The sequence below is a fragment of the Pseudomonas sp. NPDC089918 genome, assembly GCF_050280605.1.
Classification (GTDB): domain Bacteria; phylum Pseudomonadota; class Gammaproteobacteria; order Pseudomonadales; family Pseudomonadaceae; genus Aquipseudomonas.
Window position 1 is genome coordinate 74,047 of record NZ_JBNNVP010000015.1, and the last position, 21,220, is coordinate 95,266.

Sequence of the window (21,220 nt, forward strand, 5' to 3'; positions counted from 1 at the left end):
TTGTTTGTTAATGCCCGTTTGGCAGATGGTTGACGTCAACATCCTGTCGAAATGCCATCTTTCCCGGTTTACGGGGGCTGTAGGACTGACCGTTAGTCGGCTATGTGAAACTTACTGAAGTGACGGCACTCCGGTAGCTTCTGCTTTTGCGGATCCGGGTCTAGAGTGAAGTCGCATTATGTGTCCGGTTTTCACAAGAGGCCGGCCTGAGGTCACGAACAAGAGATGCAGCATGGAATGCGCACAACCTATGCCAGCTGAAGGCAGCTCAATCCTTTTAATTGTTGATGATTACCCCGAAAACCTGATCAGCATGCGCGCGCTGTTACAGCGCCAGGACTGGCAGGTATTCACCGCGGCTTCCGGGTTTGAAGCGCTCAGCCTGTTACTCGAACACGATGTCGACCTGGTACTGCTGGATGTGCAGATGCCGGGTATGGACGGTTTCGAAGTGGCGCGCCTGATGCGTGGCAGCCAGCGAACCCGACTCACGCCGATTATTTTCCTTACCGCCAACGAACAATCCCAGGACGCCGTGATCAAGGGCTACGCCAGTGGCGCGGTGGATTACCTGTTCAAACCGTTCGACCCGCAAATTCTCAAACCCAAAGTCCAGGCCCTGCTCGAGCATCAGCGTAATCGCCGTGCCTTGCAGCAGTTGAGCCATGACCTGGAAGTCGCTCGTGCCTTCAATGCCTCGGTGCTGGATAACGCCGCCGAAGGCATTCTGGTGGTGGGCGAGGACGGACTGATTCGTTTTGCCAACCCGGCGATGTCTCGCCTGCTCAATGCCACGGTGCACGAACTGCAAGGCAAAGAGTTTCTGGATTTCCTGCAAAAACCGCACATCCCGATCTGGGCCGACTCCGAATTGTTTGCCGGCTACAAGCGCGGTGAAACCCTGCGTTTGCACGATGCGTTGCTGCGTACCGCGCCCGGTCAGCAAGTGCCGGTGGCGTTGTCCTGCGCGCCTTTGCCCACCGAACAACGTGCCATGGTGGTGACGGTGCTGGACATGTCGGTGGTGCACCATCTGCATCAGCAGCTGGAGTTTCAGGCGGTGACCGATCCACTGACCGGGCTGCTCAATCGCCGGGGTTTCTATCAAACCGTTGAAAACCTGCTGCTGCGCGGCGAACGCTCCGATAGCACGTGGGTGCTGTTGTACCTGGACCTCGACGGCTTCAAGCGGGTCAATGATTCCCTTGGTCACGATGCTGGGGACCGGGTGTTGCGTTGGGTGTCCGAGCAACTGAAGGCGTGTCTGCGGCCCTTCGATATTCTGGCGCGGATGGGTGGTGATGAGTTCACCGCGCTGCTGGATCTTGAGCTCCCCGAGCATGCGGCAAAGATTGCCGAGAAGCTCATCGAGCGGGTGTCGATCTGTCAGCAAATCGAAGGCATGGACATTGCCTTGGGCGCCAGTATCGGCATTGCCACTTACCCCGATTGTGGGGCCAATCTCGATGGGTTAATGCGGGCGTCCGACATCGCCATGTACGAAGCCAAGCGTGCCGGGCGTCAGCAATATCGCTTCTACGATCACGAAATGAATGGCCGGGCGCGCTCGCGGCTGATGCTCGAAGAGAGCGTGCGCACGGCCATCGAGAACCGTGATTTCAACCTGGTGTATCAGCCTCAGGTGGCCATTGCCGACGGGCAGATTCGCGGGTTCGAGGCGTTGCTGCGCTGGCAGCATCCGAGTGTTGGCGATGTACCGCCGGGGCTGTTTTTGCCGTTGCTGGAAGAGGCGCGGTTGATCAGTCGCCTGGGCAGCTGGATTTACCATCGTGGGGCCAAACAGCGAAAATCCTGGGAAACCTTGTTTGCCGAAGATCTGGTGCTGGGCGTCAGTTTGAGCAGCACGCAATTCGGATTGCCCAACCTGGTCACCGAGCTGCGCCAGGTGCTGGACCGTCATGGTTTGAAACCGCGGCAGCTGGAGGTCGAGGTCACGGAAGAGGCCTTGATGCTTAACCCCGACGAAACCCGCAAGCAGCTGCGTTTGCTGCGCAATTTGGGAGTGCGGGTGGCGCTGGATGATTTTGGTTCCGGGGCTTGTTCGCTGGCACATCTGCGAGACCTCGAACTGGACACGCTCAAACTCGACCGGCATTTGATCGCCCGGTTGCCGGGATCCGAACGGGATGCAGCGCTGGCGCGCAGTGTGATCGACTTGTGCAAACAGTTCGGCCTGCTAGTCATCGCTGAAGGTGTGGAGACCGTGGAGCAATATGAATGGCTGCAAGCCAACGGTTGCCAGTATGTGCAGGGGTTTCTGGTCGCGCGGCCGTTGATGGCCGAGGACACCCGTCACTTTGTCGAGCCGTTCGACTGGAGCGCGCTGACGAGTTGAATTCGTTATACTGGCGGCCTTTTCGTGACTCGTGTTGCCGCCCCAATGACCGCGTTGAAATACCTCCAGGCCTATCCCGCTACGTTGCAGGACCAGGTGCGACAGCTGATCGCCGAAGGTCGGCTGGGCGACTACCTGAGCCAGCGATATCCGGAAAAGCACGGGGTGCAGAGCGACAAGGCGCTGTACACCTATGCCTTGGACCTCAAGCAGGAATACCTGCGCAACGCCCCGGCGATCGACAAGGTGTTGTTCGACAACCGTCTGGACCTGACCCACCGCGCGCTCGGCCTGCACACCGCGATTTCCCGGGTGCAAGGCGGCAAGCTCAAGGCCAAGAAAGAAATTCGCGTGGCCTCGTTGTTCAAGGACGCGCCCTCCGAGTTTCTGAAAATGATCGTGGTGCATGAATTGGCGCATTTCAAAGAGTCGGATCACAACAAGGCGTTCTACAAGCTGTGCGAACACATGTTGCCGGGGTATCACCAGGTGGAGTTCGATTTGCGGGTGTACCTGACGTGGCGGGATATGCAATAGAAGATCTTCCAATAAGGAGCGCATGGATGGACGTGAGCAAGACCAAAAGCAGCTTCTACCGCCGGTTGTACGTGGCGTACCTGATCGACAGCGGGCTGGCCAGCAGCGTCCCGGCGTTGACCGACGTCACCGGCATGCCTCGGCGCACGGCCCAGGACACCATCGCGGCATTGGCGGATCTGGATATCGTTTGTGAGTTCGAGCAGGAAGAAGGCGCGCGCAACCATGCGGGGCGCTATCGGATTCGCGAGTGGGGGGCGATTGATCGGGGGTGGATCGAGCGCAATCTGCGGCAGATCAAAGCGGTGTTGGAATACCCCTGAATTCCTGCGCTGCTTCAGCTGACGCCATCGCGAGCAGGCTCGCTCCCACAGTGGGTTCTGTGTGACATAGATAGGGTTCACACCATAAGTCCAAAGTGGGAGCGAGCCTGCTCGCGATAGGACCCTCAGGAACGACGCATCCCGATATGCGGAATGTCATCCTCCAGGTATTCCTCACCCACCACCACAAATCCGTACCGCCCGTAATACCCCTGCAAATGCGCCTGGGCCGAGAGGTAGATCGGCACTTCGGGCCAGCGTTTGGCGGCCTGTTTCAACGCCTGGCTCATCAACTCATGCCCAAGCCCGGTGCCGCGTGCAGCGGGAGCAATGATCACCCGGCCAATCACCACATCGCCGCCCTGTAACTCCGGGTCGAGCAAGCGCAGGTAAGCCACCAGACGATCCCCATCCCAGCCCATCAAATGGCAGGTGTCACCTTCCAGGTCCTGACCATCGATGTCCTGATAGACGCATTTCTGTTCGACGACGAACACTTCGGCGCGCAGCTGCAAAATGGCATAAAGCTGCTCTTTACCCAGATCGCTGTGGTGCTTGCAGACCCAATCGATTGTCATCTTCAGATTCCTTGAACAACGTGCTCCGATACTAAGCGTCCTGAGGCGGGATGTCTTTATGGCAAAGAAATCTGTGACAAAGGCCAAAATGCCATTATTCATTTCTCGCGAGATTGTCTTCTTTGTGTAATCTGCGATGCAGCGCTGTGCAATGTCGTCGATAAGCTAATGTTAGGACCTGGGTTTCGCCGCTAAAGGGGCCTTGGAGTTTTGGCTGAAAACACGTCGGGCAGCCCGCCCGCTAAGGATTTTCTGGCATGCCGCGATTGCATCGAGCGTTTGCTTTGATTGGATTGTTGTTGCTGGCACAGAGTGCGGCAGCGCAAAAGCTGCGCCTGGTAGCCGATGCCTGGCCACCCTTTACCGACGCCACGCTGGTCAATGGCGGACTGGCCACAGACATCGTTAGCACCGCGCTGGCCCGGGCCGGCTATGGCAGTGATTTCGAACAGGTGCCGTGGGCGCGAGCCTTGTTTGGGGTAGGCGAGGGGCGTTACGACGTGCTGGTCAACGCCTGGTACACCGATGAGCGCACGAAGCTGGGGCAGTTTTCCGGCGAGTACCTGCTCAATCGCGTGCGCTTTCTCAAGCGCAAAGACACGCCGATCGAATTCAGCAACTTGCAACAACTGCATACCTTCCCGATAGCGGTGGTACGTGGTTATGCCTATTCGCACGAGTTCGATGACGATGTGTCGTTGCAGAAAGTACCGGTGCATAGCTTCGCCATGGCCGTGCGCATGGTCGCGGCCGACCGGGTCAAGCTGACTCTGGAAGACGAGTTTGTCGCTCGGTATTACCTTTCTCGGGAGTCATCCAAAGTGCGCAATGCCGTGGAGTTTTTGCCCAAGCCGTTGAGCGAGAACAGCCTGCATATTCTGGTGAGCCTGAAGAACCCGCAGCATGAACAGATTGTTGCCGGTTTCGACCGTGAGATTGCGGCGATGAAGGCTGATGGAAGTTATGAGAAGTTGCTCAAGCAGCATGGGATGTGAGCGGGTTTCGTGGTGTGGCTGATTGCCTCATCGCGAGCAGGCTCGCTCCCACAAGGGCTGCGGTGTATCGCGGATCTGTGCCTGACACAGATCCAATGTGGGAGCGAGCCTGCTCGCGATGAGGCCCGCCCAGTCACCACAAATCTCAGGCTTCGCTAGTGTCTTTAATGAGATGCGCCGCCAACGTCCGCAACGGCCCCAGCTGCCGGCAAATCAACGCCAGTTGCGTCTGCACCAAACGCTGCCCTTCATCGATCTCATCCGGCATCTGCTCAAGTCCATTGGCCAGCGCTTCTTCCTCATCACTCTGAATCGCAATCGGCTGTTTGCTCGCCAGGCCTTGGGCGATTTCGTCGAGGCTGGCAGCCAGGCTCACGCCGGCGCCGTCGATCAAATGCTCGCGCACCTCCGTGGGTAGTTGGGTTTCGCGGTGTGCCCCCAGCCCCGACAAATAGCTGAGCAAGGTGTGTGACAGCACCAGGAAACGGAACCCGACGTCCGCTTCCTTACGGAAATGCCCCGGCTCCATCAGCATGTTGGCCAGCGTCGTCGACAACGCGGCATCGGCGTTGTGCGCGTTGCGTCGGGCCAGGCGATAAGCCAGGTCGTCGCTTTTACCGGCGGCGTATTGCTGCATGATCTGGCGCAGGTAAATGCTGTTGCAGGTGAGGGTGTTGGCCAGCACTTTGTTCAGGCGTCGCCCCTGCCAGTCCGGCAGGAACAGGAATACTGCCAGCCCGGCGATCAGACTGCCGAGCAAGGTATCGAACAGCCGCGGCAGAAGCAGCCCATAACCATCGCCCACCTGGTTGAAGCAGAACAGCACCATGAGCGTGATCGCGGCAGTCGCCAGGGTGTAGCGGGTGGTGCGGTTGGTAAAGAACACCACCCCGGCAACGATGGCGAAGCTCGACTGGATCAACGGATTCGGAAACAGATCGAACAACGCCCAAGCCACGGTCAGGCCGATGGCGGTGCCGATAATCCGCTGCCCGAGTTTGCGGCGGGTGGCGCCGTAGTTTGGCTGACAGACAAACAGCGTGGTGAGGATGATCCAGTAACCTTGCGACGGGTGGATCAAATGCACCATGCCGTAGCCGATGCTCAATGCCAGGGGCAGGCGCAGGGCATGGCGGAACAGCAATGAGGTCGGCGTCAGCTGCGTGCGCAAGCGTATCCAGACATCCTTGAGGCTGCGTGGCGAACGGTCGAGCAAGCTGCTGTCGGTGGCGTCTGCGAGCGCATCGGGATTGCTGGCGTCGCTGAGCAGACGGTCGAGGGTGCCGAGGTTGGCGGCCAGCGCTCGCAACGAACGCAGCAGACCGCGCCAGGCCGGATTGCTCTGGATACGCAGGTGTTCGAGGGACGCGTGCAGGTCGCTCAGAGCCTCGGCGAAGCTTGCGTCATAGGTGAACGGCTGGCGCATCTGGATCGATTCGGCCAGCGCGCGGCAAGCCTTGCCTTGCTGGCGCAGCAGGCGCTGACAGCGGAACAGCACGTCGCTGTGGAAGAACGCTTCGGCCAGCGCGTTATAGGGGTAGTGCGAGGAACTGGCGCGCTCGTGAATGTCCTGGGCGAGGAAGTACAGCTTCAGATAACGGCTGACTTTCACCCCCGGCCGACCGTCGCCGACCCGATGCAGGATGATTTCCTTGGCGGCGTTCAGGGCTGCCACCACCCGACCATTCTGTTGGGCCAGTTCCAGGCGCTGCGCTTGCACGTCCATCTGCCGGATCGGTTCGAACAGCGATGACTTCAGTTTCAGGTAATAACCCAGTTCACGGAACAACCGCGCCAGGCTCTGCTGCACCGGCTGGTTGGAAAACATTGCCTGCCACAGCACCGAGAGCAAGCCATACCAGGCCGCACCGGCCACCAGCAGCACCGGTTCGTGCCAGAAATCAGTGACCGCGCCACCGCGCTGGTCCACGCCGATCATGGTGTAGACCGACAGAATCAGCGTCGCTGAAGCGATCGCGCCATAACGTTCGCCCAGCGCGCCGAGCATGGTCAGGCAGAAGCTGGCCAGGGCGAAGGCGATGATAAAGAGGACGGGGTAGGGGAAGAGCAGTTCGACGGACAGGGCCGCGACCATGAAACACACTAGCGTCACTGCGAGCGCGTTGAGGCGACCCTGCCAACTGTCGTCGGTTTCGGCCAGGGCGCTGGCGATGATCCCCAGGAACAACGGGATCAGCAGCCCCATTTCATCCTGATACCAACACAGCGCCATGCTGCCGGTCAGGGCGATGAATACCCGCACGCTGTAACTGAATTTATCCAGCGCCCAGAGGCGGCGCAGAGACTGCCGAAATGTGGTCGATGACATGAAGTGCGAAGGCCTTCCGAGGCAATGACGCTAAATTGAGCCACTAATGACGCCGACGCAATGGCGCCGATCACATCTGACAGCAAAATCTGTTCCTTTAAAGATCAATGCATAACGAATGTGGGAGCGAGCCTGCTCGCGATGAGGTCGGTACATTCAACATTTATGTCGACTGTCAGACCGCTATCGCGAGCAGGCTCGCTCCCACAGGTTATTGGTTCGATCAGACGTACTGCGCAGCGGCGTAACCGGAGGCCCAGGCCCACTGGAAATTGAATCCGCCCAGATGCCCGGTAACATCGAGCACTTCACCGATGAAATACAGCCCTGGGCTTTTCAGCGATTCCATGGTCTTGGACGACACTTCGCGAGTGTCGACGCCGCCCAGGGTTACTTCGGCAGTGCGATAGCCTTCAGTGCCGGCCGGCACGACTTTCCAGTTCGCCAGTTTTTCGGCGATGTCCGCCAGTTCGGCGTGGGTGTACTGCTTCATCGGTTTGGAGGCGAACCAGTTGTCCGCCAGCAGATTGGCCATCTTCTTGGTGAAGATTTCACCGAGCAGGGTTTTCAACTCGCTGTTGGGACGTTCGGCCTGCTGCAGTTGCAGCCAGGTCGGCACGTCGTGATCCGGCATCAGATTGATTTCCACCGTGTCGCCGGATTCCCAGAACGACGAAATCTGCAAGATCGCCGGCCCGCTGAGGCCTCGGTGGGTGAACAGGATGTTTTCACGGAAACTCTGGTCGTTGCAGCTCACCAGGCAATCCACCGACGTACCGGACAGTTCGGTGCAAAGCTCCTTGAGCTGATCGGTGATGGTGAACGGCACGAGGCCGGCGCGGGTCGGCAGCAAGTCATGACCGAACTGTTTGGCCACTTGATAACCGAAACCGGTGGCACCGAGGGTCGGAATCGACAAGCCGCCCGTGGCGATCACCAGGGATTCACACGTGATCTGGCCCAGCGTGGTATCCAGCAGATAACCGCTTTCAAGCTTCTCGATGGTCTGAATCGAGGTGTCCAGGTGCAGGCTGACGCCGACCTGATCGCACTCGTCGAGCAGCAGGCCGAGGATGTCGCTGGATTTGTTATCGCAGAACAACTGGCCGAGTTTCTTCTCGTGGTACGGCACGCCGTGTTTGGCCACCAGACCGATGAAATCCCACTGGGTGTAACGCGCCAGGGCGGATTTGCAGAAGTGCTCGTTCTGCGAGAGGAAATTGCCCGGTTCGGTGTACATGTTGGTGAAATTGCAGCGGCCACCGCCTGACATGAGGATTTTCTTGCCGGCCTTGTTCGCATGGTCAAGCAACATCACTTTGCGCCCGCGCCCGGCGGCGGTCAGCGCACACATCAACCCTGCGGCGCCAGCGCCAATGATCACGACTTCGGTAGAGCGCAAAACGGTGTCCTCACACAATGATCGTTCCCACGCTCTGCGTGGGAATGCCGCCATGGACGCTCTGCGTCCGCCGTTATGTGACGCGGAGCGTCACGGGATGCATTCCCACGCAGAGCGTGGGAACGATCAGGTTAGAGGATGCGCACGCGCAACGAGCGGCCTTTGATTTTACCGTCGTTCAGGCGCTGCAAGGCTTGCTTGGCGATCCCGCGCTCCACGGCCACATAAGCCTGGAAGTCGAAAATCGCAATCTTGCCGACCTGGGCGCCCGGGATGCCGGCGTCGCCGGTCAGTGCGCCGAGAATGTCGCCCGGACGAACCTTGTCTTTACGGCCCGCACCAATGCACAGCGTACTCATCACCGGCAGCAGCGGTGCGCCACCCTGGGACTTGAGGTTGTCCAACTGATCCCAGCTCAACGGCGACTTCTGCAGCTGCTCGATGGCTTGGGCGCGGTGGGCTTCGGACGGCGCGACCAGGCTGATCGCAATGCCTTTCTCCCCGGCGCGGCCAGTACGGCCGACACGGTGGATGTGGATTTCCGAATCACGGGCCAGTTCGACGTTGATCACCATGTCCAGCATATCGATGTCCAGACCGCGCGCGGCAACATCAGTGGCAACCAGCACCGAAGTGCTGCGGTTGGCGAACATGGCCAATACCTGATCGCGGTCACGCTGTTCCAGATCACCCTGCAGGCCGACGGCGGAGATGCCTTTGGAGGTCAGGTGATCAACGGTTTCCTGAACCTGCTGCTTGGTGAAGCAGAAGGCAACGCAGGAAGCTGGACGGAAATGCGCGAGGACTTTGACCACCGCGTCCATACGCTCTTCCGGAGAGATCTCGTAGAAGCGCTGCTCGATCTGCGTATCGTCGTGGAACGCCTCGGCCTTCACGATCTGCGGGGTGCGCATGAATTTCGACGCCAGTTGCTTGATGCCCACCGGGTACGTGGCGGAGAACAGCAGGGTCTGGCGGCGCTCCGGGGTCTGGGCGATGATTTCTTCGATGGAATCGTAGAAACCCATGTCGAGCATGCGGTCGGCTTCGTCGAGGATCAGCGTGTTCAGGCCATGGAGCACCAGCGAACCCTTGCGCAAGTGCTGCTGGATGCGCCCAGGAGTGCCGACGATGATGTGCGCGCCGTGCTCCAGCGAGCCGATCTGCGGGCCGAAAGACACGCCGCCACACAGGGTCAGCACCTTGATGTTGTCTTCGGCACGGGCCAGGCGACGGATTTCCTTGGCAACCTGGTCAGCCAACTCGCGAGTCGGGCAAATGACCAGCGCCTGGCAACCGAAGAAGCGCGGATTGATCGGGTTCAGCAGGCCGATACCGAAGGCGGCGGTTTTGCCGCTGCCGGTCTTGGCCTGGGCGATCAGGTCCATCCCCTTGAGGATCACCGGCAAGCTTTGCGCCTGGATCGGCGTCATCTGGGCATAACCGAGGGAGTCGAGGTTAGCCAGCATGGCGGCGGACAGCGGCAAAGTATTAAAAGCGGTGGCGATGGTGGTCACGGGACTGGCCTGCAAAACAAAATGTCGCGCAGTGTATCAGTCTCATGGCCATTCGCCTGAAGTTTCCGGACGAGAAGTCGTAGGGTCAGTGCTCGATATCGTGCTCGCGGCTGACCATCCGTCGGCCATCCTTGGGCGAAAGCTGCGAGAAGATGGTTGCAGCCAGCATCGCCATGATACCGACCGTCACAAATGTCAGCTGGAACGCGCCCAGAACCGTGTCCACGCCGTCATTGCCGATCTCTGCCGTGAAGCCGCCGAGCAGGGCGCCGGCGCAGGCCACACCGAGGCTCAGGGACAATTGCGCGACCACCGACAGCAAACTGTTGCCGCTGCTGGCGCTGGCGTCGTCGAGGTCGATCAGGGTGACGGTGTTCATCGCGGTGAACTGCAAGGAGTTGATCGCCCCCAGAACCGCCAACTGAGCCAGCAGCAGCCAATATGGCGTCTGCTCGCTGACCAGGCCCATGCTTGCCAGCATGATCCCCAGCGCCAGTGTGTTGCCGGTCAGCACGGCGCGGTAGCCGAAACGTTCGATCAGCGGCCGCGCCACCGACTTGGCGACCATCGCGGCCGCAGCCAGGGGCAGCATGCTCATCCCGGCCTGTGACGGCGAATATCCCAACGCCACTTGCAGCAACAACGGCACCAGGAACGGCAATGCGCCGCTGCCGAGGCGAGCGAACAGGTTGCCGAGGATGCCCACGGCGAAGGTCCGGGTCTTGAACAGCGAGGGCGCAAACAGCGGATTGTCGATGTGCCCGGCCCGCAGCCAATACGCCGCCAGACAGGCCATGCCGCCAAACAGCAGCAACATCACCCGCAAGTGCGGCAGGTGCAGTTCGCCGAGGCCTTCCATGGCGATGGTGATCAATACCATCGCCGCGCCGAACAGCAAAAACCCCAGGCTATCAAAGCGCGTGCGTTCGCTGCCGCGCAGGTCAGGGATGAATTTCCACACCGCGTAGCAACCGAGGACGCCCACCGGCAGGTTGATCAGGAAGATCCAGTGCCAGGTCAGGTATTGCACCATCCATCCGCCCATGGTCGGGCCGATCAGCGGGCCGAGCAGGCCGGGAATGGTAATGAACCCCATGATCCGCACCAGCTCCGAGCGCGGATACGCGCGCAGCACCACCAATCGACCGACCGGCAACATCAACGCGCCACCGAGGCCCTGAATCACCCGGGCGCCGATGAGCATGCTCAGGGTGCTCGACAAGGCGCAAAGCAATGAGCCGAAGCTGAACAGGAGGATCGCGCCGAAGAAGATTTTTTTTGTGCCGAAACGATCGGCGATCCAGCCGGAGGCGGGGATCAGTAAGGCGACGGTGAGCATGTAGGCGATGATTACGCCCTGCATGCGCAGCGGGTCTTCGGCCAGGTCCCGGGCCATGGCGGGGAGGGCGGTGTTGAGGATCGTCCCGTCGAGGGACTGCATGAAGAAGGCAATGGCCACAACCCACGGTACCCAGCGGGCGGTGACGGCGTCGAGAGGTGGGCGGTTGGGCATGGGACCTCTTGTGGGCGGAGATGATCGTTCCCACGCTCCGCGTGGGAATGCATCCTGTGACGCTCTGCGTCACGCCTGCAATGGGACGCGGAGCGTCCCGGGCGGCGTTCCCACGCAGAGCGTGGGAACGATCTGTGTCAGAGCGTCAACGTAAGTCGGCTGACGAGCGCGCCCGGCAACAGTGCCGAAGCAGTCGCTCGCTGACTGTAGGTGCTGGCCGAAAGCAGCAATTCACGCTCCTCGGTCAACGCTTCGAGCTGCGAACCGAGCAGGCTGTAGACGCTGTCATCAAACCGCATGGTGCTGACCGGTGCCTGAATTTCGCCGTTCTCGACCCAGAAAGTCGCAAACCGCGTCATGCCGGTCAGGCGCGCCGCCGGTTGGTCCGAGTAGTTCAGGTACCACAGGTTACTGATGTAGAGCCCGGTGCCGAGGCGCTTGAGGATGTCCGCCTGCTCCAGATTGCCGCCTTGCATGACGAGCGCCGTCGGGTATTCATGGCTGCTCGCGCCGTTGGCAGTGAGGTCGTATTCGGCAGCGCTGCGGGAGTTGATCAGTCGGGCATTGGCCATGCCTTTGGCGATCAACCCCAGGTCATCGCGGGGATAACCTTCGTCGGAAAACGCCGGGCTCAAGGAACCGCTGACCTGCTCACTCAACCATACGTTGGGGCTGAAGCAGGCTTCGCTGGCGTAGAACTTCTGCAATGGGCTCTGCTTGCTGGCAATCGCCTGGGCCGAAAACCCGCCCCAGCTCAGCATGCCCATGATTTCTTCCAGCGCTGCCGGCGCCAGGTAGGCGCGGTATTCGCCGGGCGGTAGCGTGCGCAATGGCCGACCCAGAAACGCCAACTGCTCGCGGGCCTGCTGGAAGCGCCTGGCAAAGCCTTCGCTGCTCCAGTCGTGCCCGGCATAGCTGGCTTTCACCGCCTGACCGTTTTCATGAAACAGGCTGAAATCGAAGTTGAAGCTGTTGGCCTGATGCCAGCCGAACGCGCCTGAGGAACTGGCGAAACCGCGACTGATCGGCCCGGCGGCATAGAAACCGACCAGATCCAGCCCTTCGGCAGCCTGAGTGATTTCAGCGACCACTTGCTCGGTGTCCGGCAGCGGATGCTCCTGCACGTTGTTGCTCTGCCAGTCGTTCTGGTTAAGCAGCAGGTATGGATCCTGAGGCAACAGTGGCAAGGTTTCGCGCAACTGTTGCAGACCTTCGGCCAGACGCTGAAGATCAACTTCGTGGTCGCCCGACAGGGTGATATTCAGATCGGCATGACGACCATCGTTAATCAATTTGAACCCGACACTCGCTTGCTGCACCTGCCCGGCCTGACGGACCTTGGCGTGGTTGAAACGCACGAAAGCCGACGACTCGGCGGCGTAGCTGAGGGTGAATTGCTCCGGTGTGCGCAGCGCATCGCGCAACCAGTTGACCAGGGCCTTGAACGACTCGGCCTGGCTATTTGAAGTGCTCGTGGCAGTACTCATCAGGCATCTCCCCCAAACACATCCACATTGCTGAACACACAGGCCGGCGACGCGTGACCGACGCGGATCACCTGGTTCGGTTCGCCCTTGCCGCAGTTCGGCGTGCCTAGCACTTTGACGGTGTTGGCATCGCCGACAGCGCTGAGGCTTTTCCAGAACTGCGCGGAAATCGCCCGGTAGTTCGGGTTTTTCACCACGCCTTTGAGTTCGCCATTTTCGATCAACTGGCCCCATTCGCAACCGAATTGGAATTTGTTGCGCGCATCGTCGATGGACCACGAACGGTTGGTGCTCATCAAAATGCCGTGCTCGATATTGCCGATCAGTTGCTCAAGCGGCTGATCGCCGGGCTCGATGTTGAGGTTGGCCATACGGTCGATCGGCGGACGGTTCCAACCACAGGCGCGGCTGTTGGCGACGCCCTCCATGCTGGCCCGGAATTGTGAAAGTGCTCCGCCTAATGGGCGCAGCAGCAAACCTTCTTTAATCAGGAATTGCTTGCTGGCAGCGCTGCCGTCGTCGTCATGGCCGTAGCTGGCGAGTTGCTCGGGGATGTCCGGGTCGAACGTGACGTTGAGCAGTTCGGAGCCGTATTGCAGGCTGCCGAAGTCTTCTGCCTTGACGAAACTGGTGCCGGCGTAATTGCGCTCATCGCCCAGGATGCGGTCCAGTTCCAGCGGGTGACCGATGGACTCGTGGATCTGCAGCATCATCTGGTCGGGCATCAGCAGCAAGTCGCGCGGGCCTTGCGGGGTGTTCGGCGCCAGCAGCAATTGCAGCGCCTGATCGGCGACTTTCGGGCCAGCACCGATCAGGCCGCAACGGCTGATCACATCAAAGCCGCCCTGCTGGCCGAAGTTCTCGCGGCCCAGGCTACGGGTCTGGCTGTCGCTGCCGTCGTAGGCGGTGACGTCCACGCTCGGATAGACGAAACGCTGGGCCTGACGCAATTCGGCACCGGCACTGTTGAGGTAGATTTGCTCGACGTTGGTGATGCCGATGCTCGCCTGCCAGTTCACCAGTCGCTCGTCCTTGGGCACGGCGGCAGATTCGGCGCCGAGCAGTTGGTAGCAGTCGCTCAGGGACGGGAAGGGCTGGTCGAGGTTGGGCGAGAAATAGTCGGCGCGGTCGCTGGAGACGGCTTGCTCGCGCAGGTCGAGCAGGGCGTGAGGCTTGAGTCGACGGGCTTGTTGCTCAGCTTTCTCCAGCGCGGCTTGCAGGCCGGATTGGGACAAGTCGTTGGTCGCGGCATAGGCTTCGACGCCGTTGACCCGAACGGTCAGCATCGCGCCTTCGTCACGGCTCAGGCTCGGCGGTTCGGCGACGTTCTTGCGCACCGACAGGTACTGGCCGGACTCGCGTACATAACGTAGCGAAAAGAACTCAGCGCCCGTGCGCAAGGCAGCGAAGCGCTGCTTGAGCTGGGGGTGGAAATCGAACATTCGGGAACCTCCTTGGTATGGAGTTGCGATGTATCGGTGTTGCGAGGGGGTGAAGCGTTTGCGTGGCGCTAGATTAGGCCTGGGCGGGGGGTAGATCAAGGGCGGAGGAAGGGGGTTACGCCGGGTGAGTCAGGAAGTTATGCGTCGTTTGGTCGGGCTCTATCGCGAGCAGGCTCGCTCCCACAGGGGATCCAGGTTGATCACAAATCTGTAATTCGACCTGAACTCTGTGGGAGCGAGCCTGCTCGCGATTGGCCGCGCCGCCGTCTAAATTCCTTACTGCGCGGTCAGGCTCACATCCCGCAACGGCTTGCCACGCACCGGCGCATCGCCGGCCACGAAGTAGGCAGCCTTGCTACGTGGCAGCGGCTTGCGACCGCGGATCTTGTCGGCGATTTTCTCGGCCATCATGATCGTTGGTGCGTTCAGGTTGCCGGTGGTGATGATCGGCATGATCGAGGCATCGACCACACGCAGGGCTTGCATGCCGTGCACACGACCTTCGCCATCGACCACGGCCATCTCGTCGCTGCCCATCTTGCACGAGCAGGACGGGTGGAACGCGGTTTCGGCGTGTTCGCGGATGAACTTGTCCAGCTGCTCATCGGTTTGCACCTCGATACCCGGGCTGATTTCGTGGCCACGGAAGGCGTCCAGCGCTGGTTGCTGCATGATTTCACGGGTCAGGCGGATGCCATCGCGGAATTCCTGCCAGTCCTGCTCGGTGGCCATGTAGTTGAACAGGATGCTCGGGTACTCGCGCGGATCCTTGGACTTGGCCTGGATGCGACCACGGCTTGGCGAACGCATGGAGCCCATGTGCGCCTGGAAGCCGTGCTCTTTCACACCATTGCTGCCGTTGTAGTTAATCGCCACCGGCAAGAAGTGGTACTGAATGTTCGGCCAATCGAATTCCGGACGGGTGCGAATGAAACCGCCGGCTTCGAACTGGTTGCTGGCGCCGATACCGGTGCCGTTGAACAGCCACTCGGCACCGATGGCCGGCTGGTTGTGCAGCAGCAGCGACGGGTACAGCGAGACCGGTTGGGTGCACGCGTATTGCAGGTACAGCTCAAGGTGATCCTGCAGGTTTTCACCAACGCCTGGCAGGTCGTGGACCACCGGGATGTCGAGTTTCTTCAGCAGTTCGGCCGGGCCGACGCCGGAGCGTTGCAGAATCTGCGGCGAAGCGATGGCGCCGGAGCACAGCAGTACTTCTTTGCGGGCGCGGGCTTCAACGCGCTCTTCAGCGGCGCCGATCAGGTAACGCACGCCGACCGCACGCTTGCCTTCGAACAGGATCTTGTCGGTCAGGGCATGGGTGACGATGGTCAGGGTCGAACGCTTCTTGGCGACGTCCAGGTAACCGCGAGCGGTACTCGCGCGACGGCCGTTCGGCGTCACGGTGCGGTCCATCGGGCCGAAACCTTCTTGCTGGTAGCCGTTGAGGTCTTCGGTGCGCGGGTAACCGGCTTGCACGCCGGCTTCAACCATCGCGTGGAACAGCGGGTTGTTGCCGGCTTTCGGTGTGGTCACGCTGACCGGACCGTCGCCACCGTGGTAGTCGTTCGGGCCGATGTCACGAGTTTCCGCCTTGCGGAAATACGGCAGGCAGTCGAGGTAGGTCCAGTCTTCCAGACCGGGCAGTTTCGACCAGTTGTCGTAGTCCATGGCGTTACCACGGATGTAGCACATGCCGTTGATCAGCGAAGAACCACCCAGGCCCTTGCCGCGACCGCATTCCATCCGGCGACCGTCCATGTGTGGCTCTGGATCGGTTTCATAGGCCCAGTTGTAGCGACGACCTTGCAGCGGGAACGCCAGGGCGGCCGGCATTTGTGTGCGGAAATCCAGACGGTAGTCCGGGCCGCCCGCTTCGAGCAGCAGGACGGTGACGCCTTCGTCTTCAGTCAGACGGGTCGCCAGGGTGTTACCGGCCGAGCCGGCACCGATGATGATGTAATCGAATTCTTGGGACATTGAATGCACCCTCTTTGGTATTGGGTCAGGTCGCGGTCGCCTGGACGCCGTGCAACTGTGGCGAGGGGGCTTGCCCCCGTTCGGCTGCGCAGCAGTCGTAGAATCTGCGACCACTTTCTATCTGAAGACTTGCGGTGTCTGGAGAGGGGGCGGCTTCGCCGCCCAACGGGGGCAAGCCCCCTCGCCACAGAGACCTCGCAGGGCTTTAGAAAACCGAGGCGTAATCGCCCAGTTCGACCTGTACCGATTTGATGCGTGTGAAGTTGTTCAGCGAGCTGATGCCGTTCTCACGACCCACGCCCGACTGCTTGTAGCCGCCGACCGGCATCTTGGCGTCGGACTCACCCCAGGCGTTGATCCAGCAGATACCGGCTTCCAGTTGATGGATCACACGGTGAGCGCGGTTCAGGTCTTTGGTAACGACACCAGCGGCCAGGCCGAACTCGGTGTCGTTGGCGCGACGGATCACTTCTTCTTCGGTTTCGTAGGTCAGGATGCTCATCACCGGGCCGAAGATTTCTTCGCGAACGATGGTCATCTCGTCGGTGCAGTCGGTGAACACGGTCGGTGCCACGAACGCGCCTTTGGCGAATTCGCCTTCGGTCAGACGGCTGCCGCCGCACAGAACGCGAGCGCCTTCTTCCTTACCTTTGGCGATGTAACCCAGCACGCTTTCCATGTGGGCGAAGCTGACCAGCGGGCCGAAGTTGGTGTTTTCGTCTTCCGGGTTACCGACGCGAATACGGGCAACGCGCTCAACGATCTTGGCTTCGAACGCAGCTTTCAGGTGGCTCGGTACGAACACACGAGTGCCGTTGGTGCAGACCTGACCGGAGCTGTAGAAGTTGGCCATCATCGCGGTGTCGGCGGCGCGATCCAGGTCGGCGTCGTCGAAGATGATCAGCGGGGATTTACCGCCCAGTTCCATGGTCACGTCTTTCAGCGACGAGGCGGAAGCGCTGGCCATCACCTTCTTGCCGGTGTCGGTGCCGCCGGTGAAGGAAATTTTTTCGATGCGTGGGTGCTCGGTCAACCAGGTGCCGACTTCACGGCCACTGCCGGTCAGCACGTTGAACACACCGGCTGGCAGGCCCGCTTCGGTGTAGATCTCGGCCAGTTTCAGGGTAGTCAGGGAGGTGACTTCGCTTGGCTTGAAGATCATTGCGTTACCGGCTGCCAGGGCCGGTGCGGATTTCCACAAAGCGATCTGGATCGGGTAGTTCCACGCGCCGATACCGGCCACGACGCCCAGCGGCTCGCGACGGGTGTAGACGAAAGACGTGGTGCGCAGCGGAATCTGCTCGCCTTCGATGGCCGGCACCAGGCCTGCGTAGTACTCCAGCACGTCAGCGCCGGTAACGATGTCGACGTAACGGGTTTCGGAGTACGCCTTGCCGGTGTCCAGGGTTTCCAGGGCGGCCAGTTCATCGTTGCGCTCACGCAGGATGTCCACGGCACGACGCAGGATGCGCGAACGCTCCATGGCAGTCATCGCAGCCCAGATTTTCTGGCCCTTTTCGGCGCTGACCACAGCGCGCTCAACGTCTTCCTTGGTAGCACGTTGTACGGTTGCGAGGACTTCACCGTTAGCCGGGTTGATGGCTTCGAAAGTGGCGTCGCTGCTGGCGTCACTGTAGCCGCCATCGATGTAGAGTTTTTGCAGTTCGAAACGGGCCATAAAGTCCTCGCAAGTGCATAAGTTAGTTGGCGTTAACCACCGGGCGAGCCGTGTAGCAGTGGCGTCGCGGTCGGTAGCGGTTCAGGTGCTGAGCGGTTCTGTGTGCTCTAACTCACCTGCTTGGCCAGTTGGAAATCCATGTATTCGTAAGCGATCTGGTGCGCCTGCCCGGTGTCGAAAGCATCTCCCGACAGCGCGCCGCGCAACCACAAACCGTCGATGAGAGCTGCCAGACCTCGAGCTGCACTGCGCGCGTCATCGAGCGGCAATACACGGCGGAACTGGCAGCACAGGTTGGAATACAGACGGTGATCGTTGATCCGCTGCAACCGGTGCAAAGACGGGTGGTGCATGCTGGTGGCCCAGAAGGCCAGCCAGGTTTTCATTGCCGGGCCATTGACCTGGCTGGCGTCGAAGTTGCCTTCGATAATCACCTGAAGGTGAGCCCGTGGGCTGGTGTCCTCCAGCGCCTGACGGCGCGCGGTGACGTTCTCGCTGAGGACACTCATCAGATACTGCGCCGTGGCGGCGATCAGGCCGTTCTTGTCCTGAAAGTAGTGACTGATGATGCCATTCGAGACACCGGCCAAACGGGCGATCAGCGCAATGCTGGCGTCCCCCATGCCGACCCGATCGACAGCCTGTAATGTGGCTTCGATCAATTGCTGGCGGCGGATGGGTTGCATACCGACCTTGGGCATCTTGCACATCTCCTTAGGCCTTCCGGCAGACGTAAAACGTCTATCGGATTGAAGGCCAGTCTATTTTGTTTTGATTGAACGTTCAATCAACAAAGAATAAGATCTGCGACAATTCGTCGCTGCCTACAGGTTTTTCCTACGCGTAGTTGGCGGAAAAACGACATCTGAAAATGCTCGAAACCCACACGCTCAGGCGTTCAGGGGTTTCGGGCTTTTTTCGGGCTGTCTTTATATCACCCGCTGGTCGGCTGCCAACTAACCGAATGGTCGGGTAACGCGTTGCCTTGTGTTTTTCTCTCGCACTGCCTGGAGCATCTGTGCCATGAGTTCTGCCTCTCTAATAAAGACCCCACCCGAGAAGGTGACGGTCAACGGTTGGGTGTTTTACACCTCTACCGTGTTGATTCTGCTGTTGACCGCCATTCTGATCATCGCCCCGCAAGAGGCCGGCAGAATGCTCGGCATTGCCCAGGCCTGGTTGTCCCGTAGCTTCGGCTGGTACTACATGGTGGTGATCGCCGCCTACCTGGTTTTTGTGGTTGGCCTGGCGTTTTCGTCCTACGGCAAGCTTAAGCTGGGCAGCAAGGACGACACCCCGGACTTCAGCTATGGCGCCTGGGCGGGGATGCTGTTCTCGTCGGGTATCGGCATTTCCTTGCTGTACTTCGGTGCTTCCGAGCCGCTGGATCATTATTTCAATCCGCCGGAAGGCGTGGCCGGCAGCAACCTTGCGGCCCGTCAGGCGGTGCAACTGACATTCCTGCATTGGGGTCTGCATGGCTGGGCGATCTACGCACTGGTCGGCCTGGCCGTGGCGTACTTTGCTTACCGTCATAACCAGCCGCTGGCGTTGCGGTCGGCGCTGTATCCGCTGGTCGGCGAGCGTTGGGTCAAAGGCGCGGCCGGTCATGCGGTGGACGGCTTCGGGATGTTCGTGACCCTGCTGGGGCTGGTGACGAACCTGGGGATCGGTTCGCTGCAAGTGTCATCTGGGCTGGAAAACCTGTTCGGCATGGAGCACAGCAACACCAACCTGCTGATCGTTATCATCGTGATGAGCACCGTGGCGACCATCGCCGCTGTGTCTGGCGTGGAAAACGGTATTCGCCGGCTGTCCAACCTAAATATCGTGCTGTTCAGCGGTCTGCTGATTTTCGTGCTGCTGTTCGGCCCGACCTTGCACCTGCTCAACGGCTTTGTGCAGAACATCGGCGACTACCTGAATGGCGTGGTGCTGAAGACGTTCGACCTCTATGTGTATGAAGGCGACAGTGAGAAGTCTGACCGCTGGCTGGGCCTGTGGACTCTGTTCTACTGGGCCTGGTGGATTTCCTGGGCCCCATTCGTCGGCATGTTCATCGCGCGTATTTCCCGTGGTCGCACGGTGCGTGAGTTGGTGGCCGGTGTGTTGCTGATTCCGCTGGGCTTCACCCTGGCATGGCTGTCGATCTTCGGTAACTCGGCCCTGGACCTGGTGATGAACCATGGGGCGGTGGAACTCGGGAAGACGGCGCTGGAACAGCCGTCGATGGCGATATACCAGTTGCTTGAGCATTACCCTGCGTCGAAGATCGTGATCGGCGTGTCGATTTTTGTCGGCTTCGTGCTGTTCCTGACCCCGGCGGATTCCGGCGCGGTGATGATGGCCAACCTTTCCTGCAAGGGCGGCAATGTTGACGAAGATGCGCCGCACTGGCTGCGGATTTTCTGGTCGGCAGTGATCACCCTGGTGACCATCGGTCTGTTGTTCGCCGGTAACTTCGAAGCCATGCAAACCATGGTGGTGCTGGCGGGGCTGCCGTTCTCGGTAGTGCTGGTGTTCTTCATGTTCGGCTTGCACAAGGCCATGCGCCAGGACGTGCAAATCGAACAGGAGCAAGCGGAACTGGCGGCGCGTGGTCGTCGTGGTTTCAGCGAGCGTCTGACCCAGCTGGATCTGCAACCGAACCAGTCGATTGTTCAGCGTTTCATGGACAAGCAAGTCAGCCCGGCGCTGGAAGACGCGGCTGTGCAATTGCGTGCTCAGGGCCTGGATGTGCAGACGTTGCTGGGCAAGGCCAAGCGCTGCATGGGTGTGCGGATCGAGATGGAAGAGGGCAACCCTTTTGTCTACGAAGTGAGCCTGGATGGTTATCTGGCGGCGGCGAGTGACACGGTGTCTGCTGAAAGCGCTGATGAACCGCGCGCACGTTACTACCGCGCCGAGGTGTACCTGCATAACGGCAGCCAGGATTACGACCTGATGGGCTTCACTCAGGATCAGATCACTCGTGACGTGCTCGATCAGTTTGAAAGCCATCGGCAGCTGCTTGGCCGGGTTTATAGCTGAGTAATCGAGGACGCGGTGTTTCGGTCCGAAGCACCGCGTCGGCTTCATCGCCA

15 protein-coding genes are annotated in these 21,220 nt (G+C 60.2%); 5 read left to right on the forward strand and 10 right to left on the reverse strand.

Annotated elements, in window-relative coordinates; genetic code table 11:
- Positions 1–232: 232 nt before the first annotated feature.
- Genes ACQKPC_RS13255 through ACQKPC_RS13265 form a run of 3 tightly spaced genes read left to right on the forward strand, consistent with a single transcriptional unit; the run spans position 233 to position 3,216 of the window.
- Entirely contained in the window at positions 233–2,356 is a 2,124-nt protein-coding gene (locus ACQKPC_RS13255; RefSeq protein ID WP_427625011.1) for a putative bifunctional diguanylate cyclase/phosphodiesterase, read from the forward strand.
- A gap of 45 nt (positions 2,357–2,401) precedes the next feature.
- The gene (locus tag ACQKPC_RS13260) at positions 2,402–2,893 is read left to right on the forward strand and encodes a M48 metallopeptidase family protein (protein WP_305426930.1); all 492 of its coding nucleotides are present in this window, start codon (positions 2,402–2,404) and stop codon (positions 2,891–2,893) included.
- Between the two features lie 26 nt (positions 2,894–2,919).
- A complete protein-coding gene (locus tag ACQKPC_RS13265) occupies positions 2,920–3,216 on the forward strand; it encodes a winged helix-turn-helix domain-containing protein (protein WP_008033286.1) in 297 nt (98 codons plus the stop codon).
- Between the two features lie 125 nt (positions 3,217–3,341).
- Here ACQKPC_RS13265 and ACQKPC_RS13270 read toward each other — a convergent pair whose 3' ends face one another.
- Entirely contained in the window at positions 3,342–3,794 is a 453-nt protein-coding gene (locus tag ACQKPC_RS13270; RefSeq protein ID WP_427625013.1) for a GNAT family N-acetyltransferase, read from the reverse strand.
- A 257-nt stretch (positions 3,795–4,051) separates the two neighbouring features.
- On the opposite strand from ACQKPC_RS13270, the gene ACQKPC_RS13275 reads away from it, so the two are divergent.
- Positions 4,052–4,789 carry a substrate-binding periplasmic protein gene (locus ACQKPC_RS13275; RefSeq protein ID WP_427625014.1) on the forward strand — a complete coding sequence of 246 codons (738 nt, stop codon included), beginning with the start codon at positions 4,052–4,054 and terminating at the stop codon, positions 4,787–4,789.
- A 145-nt stretch (positions 4,790–4,934) separates the two neighbouring features.
- On the opposite strand, the gene yccS is transcribed toward ACQKPC_RS13275, so the two are convergent.
- From yccS to betI, 9 genes are all read right to left on the reverse strand, one after another.
- Positions 4,935–7,118 carry a YccS family putative transporter gene (gene yccS / locus ACQKPC_RS13280; protein WP_427625015.1) on the reverse strand — a complete coding sequence of 728 codons (2,184 nt, stop codon included), beginning with the start codon at positions 7,116–7,118 and terminating at the stop codon, positions 4,935–4,937.
- A gap of 223 nt (positions 7,119–7,341) precedes the next feature.
- A complete protein-coding gene (locus ACQKPC_RS13285; RefSeq protein WP_427625017.1) occupies positions 7,342–8,520 on the reverse strand; it encodes an NAD(P)/FAD-dependent oxidoreductase in 1,179 nt (392 codons plus the stop codon).
- A 131-nt stretch (positions 8,521–8,651) separates the two neighbouring features.
- Complete coding sequence (gene dbpA, locus ACQKPC_RS13290) at positions 8,652–9,989, reverse strand: ATP-dependent RNA helicase DbpA (RefSeq protein ID WP_229768771.1); 1,338 nt, start codon at positions 9,987–9,989, stop codon at positions 8,652–8,654.
- A gap of 133 nt (positions 9,990–10,122) precedes the next feature.
- On the reverse strand, positions 10,123–11,550 hold the full coding sequence (mdtD, locus tag ACQKPC_RS13295; protein WP_427625018.1) for a multidrug transporter subunit MdtD: 1,428 nt from the start codon (positions 11,548–11,550) through the stop codon (positions 10,123–10,125).
- Between the two features lie 137 nt (positions 11,551–11,687).
- Positions 11,688–13,037, reverse strand: coding sequence for a TldD/PmbA family protein (locus ACQKPC_RS13300; RefSeq protein WP_427625019.1), 1,350 nt, complete (start codon positions 13,035–13,037; stop codon positions 11,688–11,690).
- The gene (locus ACQKPC_RS13305; protein WP_427625020.1) at positions 13,037–14,479 is read right to left on the reverse strand and encodes a TldD/PmbA family protein; all 1,443 of its coding nucleotides are present in this window, start codon (positions 14,477–14,479) and stop codon (positions 13,037–13,039) included. Before ACQKPC_RS13305 ends, ACQKPC_RS13300 begins: the two co-directional genes overlap by 1 nt.
- A gap of 276 nt (positions 14,480–14,755) precedes the next feature.
- Positions 14,756–16,459, reverse strand: coding sequence for a choline dehydrogenase (gene betA, locus ACQKPC_RS13310; RefSeq protein ID WP_427625021.1), 1,704 nt, complete (start codon positions 16,457–16,459; stop codon positions 14,756–14,758).
- Positions 16,460–16,664: 205 nt separating this feature from the next.
- Entirely contained in the window at positions 16,665–18,137 is a 1,473-nt protein-coding gene (gene betB / locus ACQKPC_RS13315) for a betaine-aldehyde dehydrogenase (protein ID WP_427625022.1), read from the reverse strand.
- A 107-nt stretch (positions 18,138–18,244) separates the two neighbouring features.
- A complete protein-coding gene (betI, locus tag ACQKPC_RS13320) occupies positions 18,245–18,838 on the reverse strand; it encodes a transcriptional regulator BetI (RefSeq protein ID WP_427625024.1) in 594 nt (197 codons plus the stop codon).
- A 379-nt stretch (positions 18,839–19,217) separates the two neighbouring features.
- On the opposite strand from betI, the gene ACQKPC_RS13325 reads away from it, so the two are divergent.
- Positions 19,218–21,167 (forward strand): BCCT family transporter, encoded by a 1,950-nt coding sequence (locus tag ACQKPC_RS13325; protein ID WP_427625059.1) that lies wholly within the window; start codon positions 19,218–19,220, stop codon positions 21,165–21,167.
- The last annotated feature ends 53 nt before the right edge of the window (positions 21,168–21,220 follow it).

Coding starts and splice junctions, on each gene's coding strand:
- ACQKPC_RS13255 (WP_427625011.1), top strand. CDS start 233: ATGGAATGCGCACAACCTATGCCAGCTGAAGGCAGCTCAATCCTTTTA.
- ACQKPC_RS13260 (WP_305426930.1), top strand. CDS start 2,402: ATGACCGCGTTGAAATACCTCCAGGCCTATCCCGCTACGTTGCAGGAC.
- ACQKPC_RS13265 (WP_008033286.1), top strand. CDS start 2,920: ATGGACGTGAGCAAGACCAAAAGCAGCTTCTACCGCCGGTTGTACGTG.
- ACQKPC_RS13270 (WP_427625013.1), bottom strand. CDS start 3,794: ATGACAATCGATTGGGTCTGCAAGCACCACAGCGATCTGGGTAAAGAG.
- ACQKPC_RS13275 (WP_427625014.1), top strand. CDS start 4,052: ATGCCGCGATTGCATCGAGCGTTTGCTTTGATTGGATTGTTGTTGCTG.
- yccS (WP_427625015.1), bottom strand. CDS start 7,118: ATGTCATCGACCACATTTCGGCAGTCTCTGCGCCGCCTCTGGGCGCTG.
- dbpA (WP_229768771.1), bottom strand. CDS start 9,989: ATGCTGGCTAACCTCGACTCCCTCGGTTATGCCCAGATGACGCCGATC.
- mdtD (WP_427625018.1), bottom strand. CDS start 11,550: ATGCCCAACCGCCCACCTCTCGACGCCGTCACCGCCCGCTGGGTACCG.
- ACQKPC_RS13300 (WP_427625019.1), bottom strand. CDS start 13,037: ATGAGTACTGCCACGAGCACTTCAAATAGCCAGGCCGAGTCGTTCAAG.
- ACQKPC_RS13305 (WP_427625020.1), bottom strand. CDS start 14,479: ATGTTCGATTTCCACCCCCAGCTCAAGCAGCGCTTCGCTGCCTTGCGC.
- betA (WP_427625021.1), bottom strand. CDS start 16,459: ATGTCCCAAGAATTCGATTACATCATCATCGGTGCCGGCTCGGCCGGT.
- betB (WP_427625022.1), bottom strand. CDS start 18,137: ATGGCCCGTTTCGAACTGCAAAAACTCTACATCGATGGCGGCTACAGT.
- betI (WP_427625024.1), bottom strand. CDS start 18,838: ATGCCCAAGGTCGGTATGCAACCCATCCGCCGCCAGCAATTGATCGAA.